At 69.5% G+C, this 17,257-nt stretch carries 16 protein-coding genes; 9 read left to right on the top strand and 7 right to left on the bottom strand.

Annotated features, from left to right (window positions below; genetic code table 11):
• On the top strand, window positions 1-1,090 hold a 1,090-nt coding region (locus M1M07_RS18275), incomplete at its 5' end, for a DUF4192 domain-containing protein (protein ID WP_248675111.1).
• A 2-nt stretch (window positions 1,091-1,092) separates the two neighbouring features.
• Here the strand turns inward: M1M07_RS18275 and galE are convergent.
• Both galE and M1M07_RS18285 read right to left on the bottom strand, forming a co-directional pair.
• Window positions 1,093-2,088 carry a UDP-glucose 4-epimerase GalE gene (galE, locus tag M1M07_RS18280; RefSeq protein WP_248675112.1) on the bottom strand — a complete coding sequence of 332 codons (996 nt, stop codon included), beginning with the start codon at window positions 2,086-2,088 and terminating at the stop codon, window positions 1,093-1,095.
• Between the two features lie 53 nt (window positions 2,089-2,141).
• Window positions 2,142-2,828, bottom strand: coding sequence for a metal-dependent transcriptional regulator (locus M1M07_RS18285; protein ID WP_197256705.1), 687 nt, complete (start codon window positions 2,826-2,828; stop codon window positions 2,142-2,144).
• 102 nt (window positions 2,829-2,930) lie between these two features.
• Here M1M07_RS18285 and M1M07_RS18290 point away from each other — a divergent pair, with 102 nt between their 5' ends.
• Window positions 2,931-4,205 (top strand): acetoin utilization protein AcuC, encoded by a 1,275-nt coding sequence (locus tag M1M07_RS18290; RefSeq protein WP_248675113.1) that lies wholly within the window; start codon window positions 2,931-2,933, stop codon window positions 4,203-4,205.
• 85 nt (window positions 4,206-4,290) lie between these two features.
• A complete protein-coding gene (locus M1M07_RS18295) occupies window positions 4,291-6,945 on the top strand; it encodes a bifunctional GNAT family N-acetyltransferase/acetate--CoA ligase family protein (RefSeq protein WP_248675145.1) in 2,655 nt (884 codons plus the stop codon).
• 97 nt (window positions 6,946-7,042) lie between these two features.
• Here the strand turns inward: M1M07_RS18295 and M1M07_RS18300 are convergent, their stop codons facing one another.
• The 3 genes from M1M07_RS18300 to M1M07_RS18310 all read right to left on the bottom strand — a co-directional run bounded on the left by M1M07_RS18300 (window position 7,043) and on the right by M1M07_RS18310 (window position 10,125).
• Window positions 7,043-8,005: a sigma-70 family RNA polymerase sigma factor gene (locus tag M1M07_RS18300; protein WP_197256701.1), complete on the bottom strand. Its 963-nt coding sequence runs from the start codon at window positions 8,003-8,005 to the stop codon at window positions 7,043-7,045.
• 195 nt (window positions 8,006-8,200) lie between these two features.
• On the bottom strand, window positions 8,201-9,679 hold the full coding sequence (locus M1M07_RS18305) for a methyltransferase (RefSeq protein WP_197256699.1): 1,479 nt from the start codon (window positions 9,677-9,679) through the stop codon (window positions 8,201-8,203).
• A 77-nt stretch (window positions 9,680-9,756) separates the two neighbouring features.
• Window positions 9,757-10,125 carry a DUF3099 domain-containing protein gene (locus M1M07_RS18310; RefSeq protein ID WP_197256697.1) on the bottom strand — a complete coding sequence of 123 codons (369 nt, stop codon included), beginning with the start codon at window positions 10,123-10,125 and terminating at the stop codon, window positions 9,757-9,759.
• Window positions 10,126-10,183: 58 nt separating this feature from the next.
• Here M1M07_RS18310 and M1M07_RS18315 point away from each other — a divergent pair, with 58 nt between their 5' ends.
• Window positions 10,184-10,420, top strand: a complete 237-nt coding sequence (locus M1M07_RS18315; RefSeq protein WP_197256695.1) for a DUF3039 domain-containing protein — start codon at window positions 10,184-10,186, stop codon at window positions 10,418-10,420.
• On the opposite strand, the gene M1M07_RS18320 is transcribed toward M1M07_RS18315, so the two are convergent.
• Entirely contained in the window at window positions 10,393-11,769 is a 1,377-nt protein-coding gene (locus M1M07_RS18320; RefSeq protein WP_248675114.1) for a YihY/virulence factor BrkB family protein, read from the bottom strand. The two genes, M1M07_RS18315 and M1M07_RS18320, sit on opposite strands and share 28 nt — an antisense overlap.
• A 218-nt stretch (window positions 11,770-11,987) precedes the next feature.
• Between M1M07_RS18320 and M1M07_RS18325 the strand changes: the two genes are divergently transcribed.
• Complete coding sequence (locus tag M1M07_RS18325; RefSeq protein ID WP_248675115.1) at window positions 11,988-13,712, top strand: DEAD/DEAH box helicase; 1,725 nt, start codon at window positions 11,988-11,990, stop codon at window positions 13,710-13,712.
• A 98-nt stretch (window positions 13,713-13,810) separates the two neighbouring features.
• Here M1M07_RS18325 and M1M07_RS18330 read toward each other — a convergent pair whose 3' ends face one another.
• On the bottom strand, window positions 13,811-14,011 hold the full coding sequence (locus M1M07_RS18330) for a hypothetical protein (RefSeq protein WP_197256691.1): 201 nt from the start codon (window positions 14,009-14,011) through the stop codon (window positions 13,811-13,813).
• Between the two features lie 219 nt (window positions 14,012-14,230).
• On the opposite strand from M1M07_RS18330, the gene M1M07_RS18335 reads away from it, so the two are divergent.
• The 4 genes from M1M07_RS18335 to M1M07_RS18350 all read left to right on the top strand — a co-directional run bounded on the left by M1M07_RS18335 (window position 14,231) and on the right by M1M07_RS18350 (window position 16,886).
• Complete coding sequence (locus M1M07_RS18335; RefSeq protein ID WP_197256689.1) at window positions 14,231-14,575, top strand: DUF952 domain-containing protein; 345 nt, start codon at window positions 14,231-14,233, stop codon at window positions 14,573-14,575.
• A 98-nt stretch (window positions 14,576-14,673) separates the two neighbouring features.
• Entirely contained in the window at window positions 14,674-15,156 is a 483-nt protein-coding gene (locus M1M07_RS18340) for a cation:proton antiporter regulatory subunit (RefSeq protein ID WP_197256686.1), read from the top strand.
• A 9-nt stretch (window positions 15,157-15,165) separates the two neighbouring features.
• The gene (locus M1M07_RS18345) at window positions 15,166-16,374 is read left to right on the top strand and encodes a cation:proton antiporter (protein WP_197256683.1); all 1,209 of its coding nucleotides are present in this window, start codon (window positions 15,166-15,168) and stop codon (window positions 16,372-16,374) included.
• Window positions 16,375-16,697: 323 nt separating this feature from the next.
• The gene (locus M1M07_RS18350; protein ID WP_248675116.1) at window positions 16,698-16,886 is read left to right on the top strand and encodes a hypothetical protein; all 189 of its coding nucleotides are present in this window, start codon (window positions 16,698-16,700) and stop codon (window positions 16,884-16,886) included.
• Window positions 16,887-17,257 lie beyond the last annotated feature (371 nt).

The raw sequence follows: 17,257 nt of genomic DNA on the forward strand, positions 1-17,257 counted from the left end.
GCGGCTGACCGAACCCGGTGAACTGATCGCCGCGGTCCCCGCCCTGCTCGGGTTCACCCCGGCCCGCTCCGTGATCGTCGTGAGCCTGAGCCCGTCGCGCGACACCCCGGGCACCGCCGCGATCGGTGCCGTCATGCGGCACGACCTGCTGCTCCCGGACGGCGACGAACCGGTCCCCGAGCTGATGGGCGCGGCGTTCGCCCGCTTCGGCACGGTGTGTGCGCGTGACGGGGCCGAAGCGGTTCTCGTCGTCCTCGTCGACGCCCGGCTGGACCGGCCGGACAGCCCGGCGGTGGACCGTGCCCGCCGGGTCGTCGACGCCCTGATCGCGGAACTGGCGCACCACGGCATCGACGTGGCCGGGGTGCACGCGGTGCCGGAGATCGGCAGCGGAAGCGAATGGTTCGCCCTCGGCCGCGAGGCGCGACGCGGAACGGTGCCGGATCCGACCGCCTCTCCGGTCGCCGTCGCCCGCGTCTACGAGGGCGGCCTCATCCGGCGATCACGTACCGAGTTGGCGGAGGTCCTCGAACCGCTGCCGATGCCGGTGCGCAGTCGCGTCGCCGGGTACATCGACGAGGCGGTCGACTCCCGCGACCTGGCCTACGAATACGCGGTCCGGGCGGGTGGCCGCGACCACGCGGACCGGATGGAACTGGAAACGGTCCTGGACCGTATCGCCGATCACGACAACGGAATCGAGCCACTCGCGCCGGAGATGGCGGAACTCGCTGTGCTGCTGTCGAATCCGACGGTCCGCGACGCCGTGCTGGCGCTCGCGGCCGGCCCGTACGCGGATGCGGCCGAGCGTCTGTGGATCACGCTGACGCGGTCGCTGCCCGACCCCGAGCGCGCCGAGGCGGCCGCGCTCGTCGGATTCGGAGCGTACATCCGCGGAGACGGGCCCTTCGCCGGCGTCGCGCTCGGGGTGGCTCTCGAGGCGAACCCGCGGCACCGGCTGGCCGACCTGCTCGATCAGGCGTTGCAGGCGGGTCTGCGTCCGGAGACCGTGCGTGGTCTCGCCGATACGGGATTCGAGATCGCGGCGCGGCTCGGTGTCCCGCTACCGCCACCGGATCCCGCGGGGTGACCTCAGCGCCGCGCGGCGTGCGAGCGGTCGCCCAGATCGCGGAGGTAATCCCATGCGTCCGAGACGATTTCGTCGAGATCGGTGTGCTTGGGTTCCCATCCGAGTTCCTCGATGGCGCGGCGGCTCGACGCGACGAGCACGGCCGGATCGCCGGCGCGGCGCGGCGCGTCCACCGCGGGGATCTGCAGACCCGTGACGCGTTCGCAGGCCGAGATCACCTCGCGGACACTGAATCCCTCTCCGCTGCCGAGGTTGTAGATCGTGTGCGTGCCCGGCCGCGCCGAGTTCAGGGCCAGCAGATGCGCGTCGGCGAGGTCCTTGACGTGGATGTAGTCGCGGACCGCGGTGCCGTCCTTGGTGGGCCAGTCGGTGCCGAACACCGAGATGTGGTCGCGCTGCTTCAACGCCACCTGCAGCACGAGCGGAATGAGATGGGTTTCGACGACGCGGTTTTCGCCTGCGCCGTGATAGGCGCCGGCGACGTTGAAGTACCGCAGGCTCGTCGCGGCGAGGCCGTGTGCGTGCGCGTACGACGAAATCGCATGGTCGATCGCGAGTTTGGAGGCGCCGTACGGATTGGTGGGCCGGGTCGGCGCGTCCTCGGTGATCGGAACCTGTTCGGGCTCACCGTAAGTCGCGGCCGTCGACGAGAACACCAGTCGCGGCGTCCCGGACAGCCGGATGGCCTCGAGCAGTGCGAGTGTCGTCACGACATTGCCCTGCCAGTACTTCTCGGGAACCTCGACGGATTCGCCGACCAGCGACTGCGCGCCGAAGTGCAGCACCCCGTCGAACCGCGGCGTGTCCGCGCCCACGCCGAGAACCTCGGCGGCGACCTTCCCGATGTCGCCCTCGACGAACTCCGCGCCCGCCGGCACCGCGTCCGCGTTCCCGGTCGACAGGTCGTCGACGATCACCACCTCGTGACCCTGTTCGAGCAGGACGGTGCTGCACACGCTACCCACGTATCCGGCACCGCCGGTCACCAGAAGCTTCACGATCGTCGACCCCTCTTCGCCGGCCCGGTACCCGCCGGCGAAGAGGACCTCGATCAGACCTGCTTCACCTGAACGGCATGAGCCATTTCGTCGGACAGTTCGAAACCCTCGTGGCCGGCGACCGTGATGATCACCGACCCGGGCTTCGTCTCGACTGTAACGCGCGCGTCCGGAACGACTCCGGCCTCCCGCAGTCGCGCGATCACGTCGGGATCGGACTGCACGTACTCGGCCAGTCGTCGCACGACCACCGCGGTCGGCTTACCGGGCGGGATCTCGGTCAGCCGCACCAGCTTCTCGTCCTCCGGTACGGGACGGTTCAGTCCGAGCTGCGCCAGCCCGGGGATCGGGTTGCCGTACGGGGAGGTCGTCGGATTGTTGAGAACCTCCACGAGGCGACGTTCGACCTCTTCGCTCATGACGTGTTCCCAGCGGCACGCCTCGGCGTGCACGTTCTCCCAGTCGAGTCCGATCACATCGACCAGCAGCCGCTCGGCCAGGCGATGCTTGCGCATCACCGACACCGCGAGGTCGCGGCCCTTCTCGGTCAACTGCAGATGGCGGTCGCCGGCCACGCGCAGGAGACCGTCGCGCTCCATCCGCGCAACGGTCTGGCTGACGGTCGGCCCACTCTGCTCGAGGCGTTCGGCGATGCGCGCCCGCAGGGGCACCACGCCTTCCTCCTCCAGGTCGTAGATCGTCCGGAGATACATCTCCGTGGTATCGACCAGGTCCTTCACTCTCACACCCCTTCGTCTGCGGCCGATTCTAGCCGGACGAAACGTGCGGTGGGGCCGCGCGGTGCTCGCGTCGACCGGGGCCGCGCAGTAGCGTCTGCAGGCATGACCACCACATCCACCGCGACCGGCGGTTCGGCACATCTGGACGGCGATCGCGTTGTGGTGTGGAGCCCGGACTATCTCGGCTACCGATGGGGCCCGACCCATCCGATGAACCCGACACGACTCGATCTGACGATGGCGCTGTCCCGGAACATCGGGTTGCTCGACGGCGTCGAAACCGTCCGGCCCACAGCCGCAACCGACGCCGAGCTGTTGCGGATCCACACCCCGGGATACGTCGAGGCGGTGAAACGCGCCGGTGCGCAGCAACCGGATTCCGGGCACGTCGAACCCGATGCCGCCCACGGCCTCGGCACCGAGGACAATCCGATCTTCCCGCACATGCACGAGGCCGGTGCGATCCTCGCGGGCGGCACGCTGGCCGCCGCGCGGGAGATCGCCGCCGGGCGCGCCGTGCGCGCGGTGAGCATCGGGGGTGGCATGCATCACGCCATGGCCGACTGGGCCGCCGGGTTCTGCGTGTACAACGACGCGGCGATCGCGATTTCGTGGCTGCTCGACCAGGGTTACGACCGCATCGCCTACATCGATGTCGACGCCCATCACGGCGACGGTGTCCAGCACGCCTTCCTCGGCGACCCCCGGGTGCTGACCGTGTCCATCCACCAGCATCCGGCCACCCTGTGGCCGAACACCGGATGGTCCAGCGAGATCGGCTCCGGTGCCGCCGAGGGCACGGCCATCAACATCCCGGTGCTGCCCGGCACGGTGGATTCGCTGTGGCTGCGCGCATTTCACGCAATCGTTCCCGGTGCGATCGCGGCATTCCGGCCGCAGATCCTGATCAGCCAGTGCGGGGCGGACAGCCACCGCGAGGATCCCCTCGCCGACCTGTCGCTGACCGTCGACGGGCAACGCGCCTCCTATCTTGCGATGCGCGACCTCGCCGACCGGTACTGCGAGGGCCGCTGGCTCGCCGTCGGCGGCGGCGGATACGGCCTCGTGCGCGTCGTGCCCCGCGCGTGGTCCCACCTGATCGCGGCGACACTCGATCGGGAGATCGATCCGGCCACCGCCGTTCCCGAGGAATGGCGCGAACGGGTCGCGACGATCGCACCCGGGGTGGATCTGCCGACCACGATGGGGGAGGGCGGCGACGTGTCCTATCTGAAATGGGACGGTCCCGGCGGCACCCCGGAGACCGGCATCGCCTCCCTCGATCGAGCCCTGACCCGGATCGATTCGGCGATCATCGCCACGCGACGTGCCGCCTTCCCCCTGCTCGGCCTGGATCCGGAGGACCCCCGTGACTGATCCCGACGGCACGCCCGCTGTTTCGGAGGCGGACGCGGCGAAGGCCGCAGCGGAAGCGGAGAAGAAGGCAGCCCAGGAGCGCGCGATCGAGGTCGCGCGAAACTTCCCCCGTCACTGGGTCGCCGACGTCCTGGCCTCCGACGGCGGGGCCGTGCACCTGCGGCCGATCGTCCCGGAGGACGCCGAACGGCTCCTCGAGTTCCACTCCAAACTCTCCGATCGCACGCGGTATCTGCGCTATTTCGGTCCCTACCCGACGATCTCGAAGAAGGATCTGTTCAACTTCACCGTCGTCGACCATCACAAACGCGTCGCCTTCGTCGCGGTGCTCGGCGACGAGATCATCGCCGTCGGCCGGTACGAGGGGCTGCCCGGTGAGGGAGACGGCAGATCCGCCGAGGTCGCGTTCACGGTCGCCGATGCGCACCAGGGACGCGGGCTCGGACCCATCCTGCTCGAGCATCTCGCCGGGGCGGCCGCGGAGAACGACATCCACCGGTTCGTCGCGGAGGTCCTCGCCGAGAACCGCAACATGATCACAGTCTTCCGTGAGGCCGGATACCAGGTCAGCCGCAGTTTCGAGGGCGGTGTGGTCCGCCTCGAGTTCGCGATCGACCCGACCGAGGCGCTGGTGTCGGTGCGCAACGCCCGCGAACGTGCCGCCGAGGCGCGCAGCGTCCGCAACCTGCTCAGCCCCCGCAGCGCCGCGGTCATCGGTGCCTCCACCGACAGCCGGAAGGTCGGCAACGCGGTGCTGGTGAACATGCTGCGCAGCGGATTCACCGGACCCGTCTATCCGGTCAACGCCGAACACCGTTCGGTGCGCGGCGTGCGCGCCTACCCGACCGTGCGGGACATTCCCGACGAGGTGGATCTCGCCATCGCCGCGGTACCCTCCGAGGCCATCGACGCCGTGCTCGACGACTGTCTCGCCAAGGGCGTCAAGGCCCTGCTCGTGGTGTCGTCCGGGTTCGGCGAGACCGGTCCGGAGGGCCGCGATTCCGAACGTCGCCTCGCGCACGCGGCGCGGGCACACGGCATGCGGCTGATCGGGCCGAACGCGCTCGGTGTCGCGAACAACGACCCGGCCGTGCGGCTCAACGCGACCCTCGCTCCGGTGCTGCCGCCGGCCGGCAACGTCGGCTTCTTCTGCCAGTCCGGCGCGCTCGGCATCGCAATCCTGGACGAGGCTGCCAAGACCGGTGTCGGGCTGTCGTCCTTCGTCTCGGCCGGTAACCGCGCCGACCTGTCCGGCAACGACCTGCTGCAGTACTGGGACACAGATCCGGCGACCGAAGTCGTGCTCCTCTACCTGGAGAGCTTCGGCAACCCGCGCAAGTTCTCGCGCATCGCCCGCCGAGTCGCCCGGAGCAAGCCGATCGTCGCGGTCAAGAGCGGCCGCCACGCGGTGCCGCCGGCGCTGGCCGCGAACACCGGGGAGATGGACGACACCATCGTCAAGGACCTGTTCGAACAGGCAGGTGTCGTGCAGGTCGACTCCATCGCGCAGCTGTTCGACACGGCACTGTTGTTCGGCTACCAGCCCCTGCCCGCGGGCCCGCGCGTCGCGGTCGTCGGGAACTCGACCGCGCTCGGGATGCTGGCGGTCGACGCCGCCCGCAGCGAGGGACTGCAGCCGGGAACCCCGAACGACCTGGGTGCCCAGGCCAGCCCGCAGGAATTCGCCGACGCGGTCGCGAAGGCCGTGCACGCGCCCGACGTCGACGCCGTGATCGCGGTGTTCGTGCCGCCGGTCGCCGTGACCGTCGAACCGTACGCGCAGGCGCTGCGCGACGTCGTCGCCGGTTCCGAGAAGCCCGTGGTCAGCACGTTCCTCGCGACCGAGGGCATCCCGGACGTGCTCGCGGTCCGCGACGCGGAGGGCAACCCGATCCGCGGGTCGGTGCCGTCCTATCCGGGGCCGGAACGCGCGATCCGGGCCCTGGCCCGGGCGTGGCGGTACGCGAAATGGCGCAGTCGCCCCACCTCCCAGGTGGTCCGTCCGTCCGGCATCGACCCGGAGCGGGCGCGCGGCCTCGTCGACGGCTGGCTCGCCAATTCTCCCGACGGCCGGTGGCTGTCCGACTCCGAAGCGGCCCTGCTGCTGTCCTGTTACGGGGTGCACGTCGCCGACTTCCGCGCCGTGACCACCGCCGACGAGGCCGTCGCGGCGGCGGACGAGATCGGATACCCGGTGGCGGTGAAGGCCACCGGCGCCCAGTGGCGGCACCGGCCGGATCTCAGTGGCGTGCGTCTCGACCTGCTCGACGGCGAAGCGGTCCGGGTCGCCTACCGCGACCTGGCGGCGGCGTCCGGTGAACCGCTCATGCACGTGCAGAAGATGGCCACCAAGGGCATCGGCTGCGTCGTGCGCGTCCAGGACGACCCGTCGTTCGGGTCGCTGATCTCCTTCGGGCTCGCCGGGGTCATCTCCGATCTGCTCGGCGACCGCGCCTACCGGGTCCTGCCGCTCACCGAGGACGAGGCCGCAGAACTCATCGACGCGCCGAAGGCCGCTCCGCTGCTGTCCGGGTACCGCAACGCCGCTCCCGTCAGCAAGGCCGCACTGGTCGATTTCGTCCAGCGCATCTCCGCGCTCGCCGACGACCTACCCGAGGTGCGGGAGATCGCGTGCGAACCGGTCCTCGCGTCGGCGATCGGCGCCGAACTGACCGACGCGCATCTGCGGATCGGTCCCGAGCCGCACCCGCTGGATCTCGGGCCCCGCCGCTTGCGCTGACCGACACCCCACCCGGGGCAGTGCACAGACCCCCGAATACCACGATCCCCGAGAACCCAGCCCGGTTCTCGGGGATCGTCGGCGCTGACTTGCCCGGTCAGCTGGCGTAGGCGCGGAGGCGTTCTGCTCGATCGCCCTCGCGGAGTTTGCCCATCACTTCGCGTTCGATCTGCCGGACCCGTTCCCGGGACAGGCCGAACAGCTTGCCGATCTGGTCGAGGGTGCGCGGCTGCCCGTCGTCGAGCCCGTACCGCAGGCGGATGACCTGCTGTTCACGCTCGTCGAGGGTGGCCAGCACACTGCGGACGTCGCTGTGCAGCAGACCCGCGATCACGGCGCTCTCGGCGGAGGTCGCCTCGGCATCCTCGATGAAATCGCCGAGCGGCGCTTCCTCGTCGTTGCCGACCGGCATGTCGAGGCTCACCGGGTCGCGGCTGTGGTCGAGCAGGTCGGCGATCTTCTCCACGGGGATACCCGACTCGGCCGCCAGCTCCTCGTCGGTGGCCTCGCGGCCGAGCTGCTGGTGCAGTTCCCGCTTGATGCGGGCCAGCTTGTTGACCTGCTCGACGAGGTGGACGGGGAGCCGGATCGTGCGGGACTGGTCGGCCATACCGCGGGTGATGGCCTGCCGGATCCACCAGGTCGCGTAGGTCGAGAACTTGAAGCCCTTCGCGTAGTCGAACTTCTCCATGGCGCGGATCAGGCCGAGGTTGCCCTCCTGGATCAGGTCCAGCAGCGGCATGCCGCGGCCGGTGTAGCGCTTCGCGAGCGACACGACCAGGCGCAGGTTCGCCTCGAGCAGGTGGCTGCGCGCGGCCTGGCCGTCGCGTACCAGGAGGGCCAGGTTCTGCTTCTTGGCGGCACTCAGGCGCTTCTTCGTTTCCAGCAGATGCTGCGCGTACAGGCCGGCCTCGATCCGCTTGGCCAATTCCACCTCGTCCGCTGCAGTCAGCAGGGCCGTCCGGCCGATGCCGTTCAGATAGACGCGGACCAGGTCCGCGGCCGGGCTCTGGGAATCGAGGTCGGAATCGACTCGAGCGTAGGTGTCGGGGCGTGCCATGACGTGCCTCCTCATCGGTGGTGTCTCACAGCGTTCAACGTCGGGACGGGCACGGAAGTTCCCGAGGTTCCCGAGTGCTGATGCTGCTGACCTGCGCCGATGGGGGAGCGGTCCTGAGAAGTTGCTGAGAAGATCCACGGCGGGGAACCGAGGGGGAACCGGTGACGGCACCCCCGCGGCGCCCCTGTCACGCCCTCACACCGGCTCGATCAGCCCGTGCCTCACCAGACCGTGGACGAGCTGGATCGCCTGCTCGGCGAGCGCCTCCGCGTCCTCGCCGTGTGCGACCGCGAGCAGCGCGAGAAGCTCCTCCAGCACCAGGCCGTCCGGGCGCATGCCGGCGAGCAACGCCGCGGCGAGGTCGTCGACCTCGTGCTGCCAGGCCGGTCCGTCACCGCGGTGCACCCGCGCTACGACCTGCCGCCACCCGTCCTCGCCGGGCAGGTACACCCGCTCCAGCGCGGTGTCCGCGCGCACCGCGAACCGGGCCGTGAGGACATCGTGGTCGCGCAACCAGGCCAGCCGCTCGAAGTAGGCGAGCGCCTCCGCCCCCAGCGGATCGGCGAAACCGTGCCGCAGGTCCTCGGCGAGCACGTCCGACGGCTCGTTCGTGCGGCGCAGGTACACGAACCCGAACCCGACGCCTTCGACGCGATGGTTGTCGAAATGATCGAGCCACGCCTCCGCCCGATCGGCGACCGCGGGGTCGCGCGGATCGGCGTCGCCGTCCTGCAGCCACGTGCCGACGTACAGGGCTGGGTCCGCCACGTCACGCTGCACGATCCACGCGTCGACACCGTGGGCGGGCAGCCACGACGCGACGCGTGCCCGCCAATCCTCGTCCTCCACGTGCACCCACGACGCGAGCATCGCGGCGGTCCCGCCGAGTTCGAGATGGTCGACGGCCTGCGACACCATGAGCTTGCTCGCACCGTCCAGATCCAGACCCGAATCGCGGTAGCTGTGCTCGATGCGTCCGGCGCTCACCACGAACGGGGGATTGGCGATGATCCGGTCGAAGCGCCGGCCCGCGACCGGTTCGAACCACGAACCTTCGAGCAGTTCCAGCTCGACTTCGTTGAGCGCGGCGGTGACCTCCGCCAGCGCCAGACAGCGGGGGTTGACGTCGGTGGCGGTGACCTTCTCGGCGAAATCGGTGGCCCGCACCGCCTGCACGCCGCAGCCCGTGCCCAGGTCCAGCACGGTCCCGACCGGCTCGGCCGGGATGGCTCGCAGCAGCGACAGCGACGCCTGACCGACGCCGAGCACATGGTCCGGACGCGTCGGGACCGGGCGGATCGCGCCGTCGAGATCGGACAGCATCCACCGGGTTCCGGTGCCCGCGTCGAGCGGACGCAGGTCCAGGGCGGCGCGCACGCCGTCACCGTCGTGCTCGAGCAGTCCCGCCGCGACCGCGGTGTCGATCGCGACCGGTTCCAGCGCCGCCGCGACCTCCTCGGACGGGCACGTGTCGCCGAGCAGGAACAGCCGGATCAGCGTGCCCAGGTCGCCGCCGCGCCGGGCCGCGCGGCGGACCGGCACCGGCTCGCTGCGGCCGAGCGCCGCGTGCGCGTCCGGCCCGAGCAGCTCGAGCATGGTGTCGGTGTCGTACCGGCAACGGAGCAGCGCAGTTCGCAGGGGGGAACAGATCGACAGCAGCAGGTCACGGTCCACGCCCTGCATTCTCGCAGCAGGCGGGCAGGCCGACGGTTTCGAGGGTCGGCCCGCCGACGCGGCGAGGGGGTGACGCGTCAGCCGTCGATGACGTGCGGTTTGGGGGCTTCCAGGGCTTCGGTCGCGGCAATATCTGCGCGTCGACCGTCCCAGCGGCTCGGCTCGTCCTTCGAGCGCGGCGGCCTGTCGTTGGCGATGAGCACCGCGATCCACGGCAGCGGAATGGACACGCCGATGATCGCCATCGAGATCCACGGATTCTCGAACGCGCCGTAGGCCAGCGCCGCCAGAATCAGCGCCGGAATGCGAAAAGCCATGATGGTCATGTACTTGCGGACCCTTGCCCGGTGCTGGTCCTCGAGAGACGTGGCGGCCTCGGTGATCAGAATCGGGTTGTCGGGTGATCCACTCTCGTGGGATCCACCGAAACCTGGAGTTCTCGCCATCCCTCTACTGTCCCACTCCGCCGTGTCGAATGCACACGCGGTGCGGCATCATGGAATCGTGAGCACCCAGATCAAGGAACGGCCCGACACCACCACCGACGAGTCGACCGGTGACGACACTCCCAAGTTCTTCCACTACGTGAAGAAGGACAAGATCGCCGAGAGCGCGGTCATGGGGACCCACGTCGTCGCCCTGTGCGGTGAAGTGTTCCCGGTCACGCGGTCGCCGAAGCCCGGTTCGCCGGTGTGCCCCGAGTGCAAGAAGGTCTACGACGGCCTTCGCAAGGGCGACTGAGGCAACGAAGAAGCGGTAGAGCCGGCCTGCGGAGTCCCGGCCCGGACGATCGGGTCGGGACTCGGTGCTTGCCCGGTGTCCTCCACCGGGTTCCCGAGCACGGGGGTCTCACGCGGTGGAGCGGGTTCGTGCGAGGGGGCCTGCGGTCCGGACGTGCCCGGCGGGAAGCCCTCCGGTGCGGTGTCGACCGGCCCTGAGGCCCTCGTCCGCAAGTCCTCCGACTGCACGTCCTCCGAACCGGTGCCCTCCGATCGCGCGTCCTCCGGCTTGCCGTCGATCGGGCACGAATCCGGAGTCCGGTCGCCCGGGCGGAGCAGATCCGACAGGCGCACCGGATTCGTGGTCAGCCGGCGGGTCAGGTTCGTCACCGGTCCGAGTTCCGGCGACGGCTGCTGCGCGGCCTGCTGCGCCAGCCACTCGCGCCACTGCTCGAGCCGGGTCGCCCGCGCCGGCCAGAACTCCTGCACGGTCGCGTTGAACTCGGCGCCCAGCACGACCGCGAAGCCGAGGAAGAACGTGAACAGCAGGAAAGCGATGGGCGTGGCGAGCGCGCCGTAGGTGTAGCCGGTGCCGGCGATCCAGCTCAGATACCAGCGCAGGCCCTCGCTGGCGGCCAGGAAGAAGGCCCCGGCGACGAGGGCACCGCCGAGCAGCCGATGCCACGGCAACGTCTTGGGCAGCGCCACCTTGTACAGCGTGGTCAGACCGACCAGCAGCAGCAGGCCCACCGCCGGATAGTAGAACGTGTCGACGATCCGGGACCCGAGGTCGTACCAGGACTCGGGCAGCGCCCGGCCGATCAGATTCGGCCCGAGAGCCACCAGCGGCAGTGTGAACACCGCGAGGATGAGAAACATCACGTAGAGGATCAGTGCGAAGAAGCGCTGCCACACCGGGTGCCGATGCTCCTGCTGACCGTGCGCCTCGACGATCGAATCGACGAACGTCGAGATCGCCGACGAGCCCGCCCACAGCGACAGCAGGAAGCCCAGGGACATCAATTCCGGGCGTCCCCGGACCAGCACATCGGTGGCGGTCGGGCTGATGATGCCGTCGACGACGTTCTCGCTGAAAATGGTCCGGCTGAAGGTGATGGTCTTGGACAGGATGATGTCGACGGTGTCCGGTCCGAACCATCCGCCCACGTAACCGAGGGTTCCGATCAGCCCGAGCACCAGCGGCGGCAGCGACAGCGTCTGCCAGAAGGCAGCGGTCGCCGCCTTGCTGAAGATCGAGTCGTCCCACGCCTTGGCGGCCGTTCGACCGATCACCCGAAGCGCGGCCTGCACCTGCCGCGGGACGCGTCGGTGAGCAGTCCGCGGTGTGGGGGATCCGGATGGCTCGCTCATGTACTTCCAGCATTCCTGACGACGCGCAAGGACGTGCATCCGCGGTCGATGTGTGCGCGTCGAATTCTGCCACGATCGGGCACGAAACCCCGGTCGCCGGGCGGTTCGTGGCGGGGAACGGCCGCCGGAGACGATAGGCTGCCACACGGTCGGCGGAAGGTCGGGACGACGCAGCGGCAGCCGGCCGATCGTGAGCGGAGAAGGAGCACAAGCAACAGGTGAGCACCGAAACCGTAGGCCCTGCCACGACTTCCGCCCCTGCAGGGCAGCTGCGCGCATGGCAGCGGCGAGCCCTGACCAAGTACCTGGCGACCGGACCGCGGGACTTCCTGGCCGTCGCAACGCCCGGTGCAGGCAAGACGACATTCGCGCTGCGCGTCGCCGCCGAGCTGCTGCGGGACCGCACCGTCGACCAGATCACCGTCGTCGCGCCCACCGAGCACCTCAAGCACCAGTGGGCGGCGTCGGCGGCACGCAGCGGCATCGCACTCGACTCGAACTTCACCAACTCGACCGGGCAGACATCGAGCGACTACCAGGGTGTCGTGGTGACCTACGCGCAGGTGGCGTCGCACCCGTTCAAGCATCGCGTGCGCACCGAAGCGCGCCGGACGCTGGTCATCCTCGACGAGATTCATCACGGCGGCGACGCGAAGAGCTGGGGCGAGGGCATCCTCGAGGCCTTCGGTGACGCCACCCGGCGGCTCGCCCTGACGGGAACGCCCTTTCGCAGCGACGACAGCGCCATTCCGTTCGTGACGTACGAGCCGAACGACGAGGGGCTCATGCAGTCCAAGGCGGACCACTCGTACGGATACGCGGACGCGCTCGCCGACGGCGTCGTCCGGCCGGTCGTGTTCCTCGCCTACTCGGGTGAGGCGCGGTGGCGCACGAGCGCGGGGGAGGAGTTCACCGCGCGTCTCGGGGAGCCGCTCAGCGCCGAGCAGACGGCGCGGGCGTGGCGCACCGCGCTCGATCCGGCCGGTGACTGGATCCCTGCGGTCCTCGCCGCCGCCAACACGCGGCTCGAGCAGCTGCGCGCGGGTGGGATGCCCGACGCCGGTGGCCTGGTCATCGCGACCGATCAGACGGTGGCGCGCGCCTACGCGAAGATCCTCGAACAACTCACCGGCGAGATGCCGGCCGTCGTGCTGTCCGACGACCCGACCGCCTCCGATCGCATCTCCCGGTTCAGCGACGGGGACCAGCGGTGGATGGTCGCGGTGCGAATGGTGTCCGAAGGCGTCGACGTGCCGCGGCTCGCGGTCGGGGTGTATGCGACGAGCGCGTCGACGCCGCTGTTCTTCGCCCAGGCCATCGGCCGGTTCGTGCGGTCCCGGCGCAAGGGCGAGACAGCCAGCGTGTTCCTGCCGTCGGTGCCGGTGCTCCTCGACCTGGCGGCCCAGCTCGAGGCCCAGCGCGACCACGTGCTCGGCAAGCCGCACCGGGAGAAGGAAGGTTTCGACGACGAACTGCTCGCCGACGCGAACCGCCGCAAGGACGAACCGGGCGAGGAGGAGAAGGCCTTCACCTCCCTCGGCGCGGACGCCGAACTCGACCAGGTCATCTACGACGGTTCCTCGTTCGGAACGGCCACGTTCGCCGGCAGCGACGAAGAAGCCGACTATCTCGGGCTTCCGGGACTGCTCGACGCCGACCAGATGCGCGCGCTGCTGCGCCAGCGCCAGGAGGAGCAGCTCGGCAAGCCGCGGAAGGTGGCACCCGAACCGCCGCCGCAGGTCGTCGAGCGGGTCACCACCGCCGACACCCTCGCCCAGCTGCGCCGGGATCTGAACTCGCTCGTGGCGGTCGTGCATCATCGCACCCGGAAACCGCACGGGGTCATCCACGGGGAACTACGCCGCCAGTGCGGTGGCCCGCCGACCGCACTGGCGACGGCGGAACAGTTGCGCGACCGCATTGCAGTGCTGCGCAGCTGGTGACAGCTCCCGGCCGCCACCCTGTGAACGACGAAGCGGGCGCCCAGGTGTGGGCGCCCGCTTCGGGGGTCGGGTCCGAGCCTGCGGCTCCGGACGGCGGATCAGACGGTTGCGGTGGCGTCGTCCTCGGTGACGATCGTGGCACCCATCTCGCGGAGGCGGTCGGTGTGTTCCTTGGCGTGGTGTCCGCAGAACAACAGCTCACCACCGGTGGCCAGAACGGCGCGGACGCGAGCGGCGGCACTGCACCGGTCGCACCGGTCTGCAGCGGTCAACTTCGGGCTGGTCAAGGTACCGGGCATGACTCCTCCAAACTGGCCACCACTGAGTCGGTCGCCTGGGGTCTGGTCCGCCGCGCCGGGGTGGCGCGGTAGATCTACTCTGTCAGACGATGCGCGTTCATGTGTTGTTCCCCTGGGCGCACGATGGTGGCGCGTTTCACGTGAGCGGCTGCAAAAGCCCAGGACGTGGACATATATGCCGAGTGTTTGTTCGCTCACAGCGCAGCGGAAGGAGTGCCGGTGACCGGGAATCTGCTGCACATCTGCAGCCGGGACGAGTGGTTTGCCGCGCAGCAGGACGGGGTCGTGGCCCCGGATTCGCTGGAGTCGGTGGGCTTCGTGCATCTGTCCACACCGGAGCAGGTGCACCTGCCGGCGAACCGGTTGTTCTCCGGGCGCCGCGACCTGGTCCTGCTCCACGTCGCACCGGAACGGCTGTCCGATCCGGTTCGGTACGAGCCCGGTGTGCCCGGGGATCCCGAATCGATGCGCTTTCCGCATCTGTACGGTCCGCTGCCGGTCGGAGCGGTCGTGGACGTGACCCCGTACGAGCCGGGTGAGGACGGGCGATTCGCGGCCCTGTGAGCCGCGCCGTCCCCGAAACCGCTCGCGCGGAACGCTCGATCCGGGGCAGAGGTGAGCCCTGACTGCGAGCTGTCGCGGGGCAGTCCTACTCTTGCGGAATGAACGTCGACGTGACGCCGCTACCAGGCATTGGAGTACGCAAGGATTTCGAGCTGGCATCGGGACGCCGGATCGGAGTCATCACCCACCGGGACGGCCATTCCGACCTGATCATCTCCAAGGCCGACGACCCGGACGCATGCGCCGCCTCCCTTCCGATGACCGTCGAGGAGGCGGCGACGCTGAGCAACCTGCTCGGCGCACCGCAACTCGTCGCCCAGCTCGAAGAGGACCACCGGGACCTGCCGGGGATCATCACCCGCCAGCTCCACGTCCACGAAGGCTCGCGTTTCGACGGCGCGGTCCTGGGCGACACCGCGTTGCGCACCCGGACCGGCGTCTCGGTCGTCGCGGTGATGCGCGCGGGACAGGTCACGCCCTCCCCGAAACCGGACTTCATCCTCACCGGAGGTGACATCCTCGTCGCAGTGGGCACCGCGGACGGCCTCGACGCCGCGGCCAAGATCCTGCGGAACGGCTGACCCGCACGTATGAATTCGACAACCCTCGCACTCATCGAACTGGGTGCGGTCTTCTTCGCGCTCGGGGTCCTGGGGCGTGTCGCAGCCAGGTTCGGCATGTCGCCGATCCCGTTCTATCTCATCGGTGGCCTGTGCTTCGGCAACGGCGGGTTCATCCAGCTCGGCGACATCAGCGAGTTCAGCCACCTCGCCAGCGAGATCGGCGTGGTGCTGCTGTTGCTGCTGCTGGGGCTCGAATACACCGCCAACGAACTGGTCACGGGACTTCGCCGGTCGCGTACGGCCGGAATCATCGATCTCGTCCTCAACGCGACCCCGGGCGCAGTCCTCGCGCTCATGCTCGGACTCGGTCCGATCGGCGCGTTCGTGCTCGCCGGCGTCACCTACATCTCCTCGTCCGGCATCATCGCGAAGGTCCTCGACGACCTCGGCCGGCTCGGTAACCGGGAAACCCCGATCGTGCTGTCCATCCTCGTCTTCGAGGATCTCGCCATGGCCGTGTACCTGCCGATCCTCACCGCGATCCTGGCCGGGGTGAGTCTGCTCGGCGGACTCGAAGCCGTCGCGATCTCGCTCGGGCTGGTCACCGTCGTGCTGGTCCTGGTGCTGAAGTACGGCCGCTACGTCTCGCTCGTTCTCGACAGTCCGGACCGGGAAACCCTGCTGCTGAAACTGCTCGGCGCGGCGCTGCTCGTCGCGGGTATCGCCTCGGCGCTGCAGGTTTCGGCCGCAGTGGGTGCGTTCCTGCTGGGTATCGCCATCTCCGGGTCGACGGCGCACAACGCGTCGCGGGTGCTCGAGCCGTTGCGTGATCTGTTCGCCGCGATCTTCTTCGTGTTCTTCGGCCTCAACACCGACCCGACGGCGATTCCGCCGGTCCTCGGGTGGGCGGTGCTGCTGGCCGTCGTCACGTCGCTGACGAAGCTCGCGACCGGGTGGATCGCCGCACGGCAGCACAGCATCGCTGTCATGGGCCGTGCCCGCGCGGGTGCCGCGCTCATCGCCCGCGGTGAGTTCTCCATCGTGATCGCGGGACTGGGCGTCGCGTCCGGTCACGTCGACAACAAACTCGCGGCGATCGCGTCCGCCTACGTGATGATCACCGCGGTGCTCGGCCCGGTCGCGGCCCGCGTCGTCGAACCCGTGATGCGCGCCGTGGCGAGCCGCCGATCCGGGCAGCCGGCCCAAACGCCCGGTCCCGAGCCGGATCTTCTCTGACCACCTCCGAACGCAGTCAGGGCCACCCGGAAGGGTGGCCCTGACTGCATTCCGAGATGGGTGCTCTAGTCGAGGTAGTCGCGCACTAGGAACAACTAAGCGGTGTGCTTGACCTGCATCGATGCAGGATGACGAGGAGCGTCCCGCTCTGAATATCGTTGACTGATACCGGGCGGATATGAGGCGGCCCCGTTCGGTGCTCGCAACACCGCCCGGGGCCTGGGAACACAACGGAGGTACCCGTCATGAACCGTTACGCGACTCTATCCCCCGACGCCTACGTGGTGTCGTTCCTCTCCCATGACCGACGCCACGAGCTGGGCGTGACCGAAACTCACTCCGCCGCCCTCGTCCGTGCCGAACTCCACGCCGCCGCGATGGCGGAGCACTACGGCACGTTGACCACCGTCGCGTGGGAGGACGGATTCCACGCCTGCTACGAGAACGGTCACCACGCCCTCTACCGCGTCGTCCTCGTCGGCGGCGGGATGGACGACTCCGCCACCGCGTAGACGGCCCGCCCCGTCGTCCATGGGCCTTGTGGTCCGTGGGCGGCGGAGTGAGCCGCCTCCGCGTGTTCGCTCGTCGCTACTCCACCGGGTCCGACGTAAACCGACCGGTCGCCAGTACGCATAGTCCCTACCGCTGGCAGTAGGGCACCAGAACCACGCGGGTGCACACGCTGGTCCTGGTCCGGCACCGCCACACGTCCCCCTGGGCGTGGGGCTATCGGTGCTGGCCCGACACGGTGAGGGGCTAGGTCCGTGGGTCGCATGGCGGGACAGCCCGCAGGGCTAGGGGGACCAAGCAAAGGCGCCCGTCCGCCCGGAGGGCGGCCCTTGTGGTCAAGGGGAGCGCGGCGGAGCCGCTCCGTTGGTCTGCT

The sequence above is a fragment of the Rhodococcus sp. HM1 genome (genome assembly GCF_023218075.1).
GTDB lineage: Bacteria > Actinomycetota > Actinomycetes > Mycobacteriales > Mycobacteriaceae > Rhodococcus.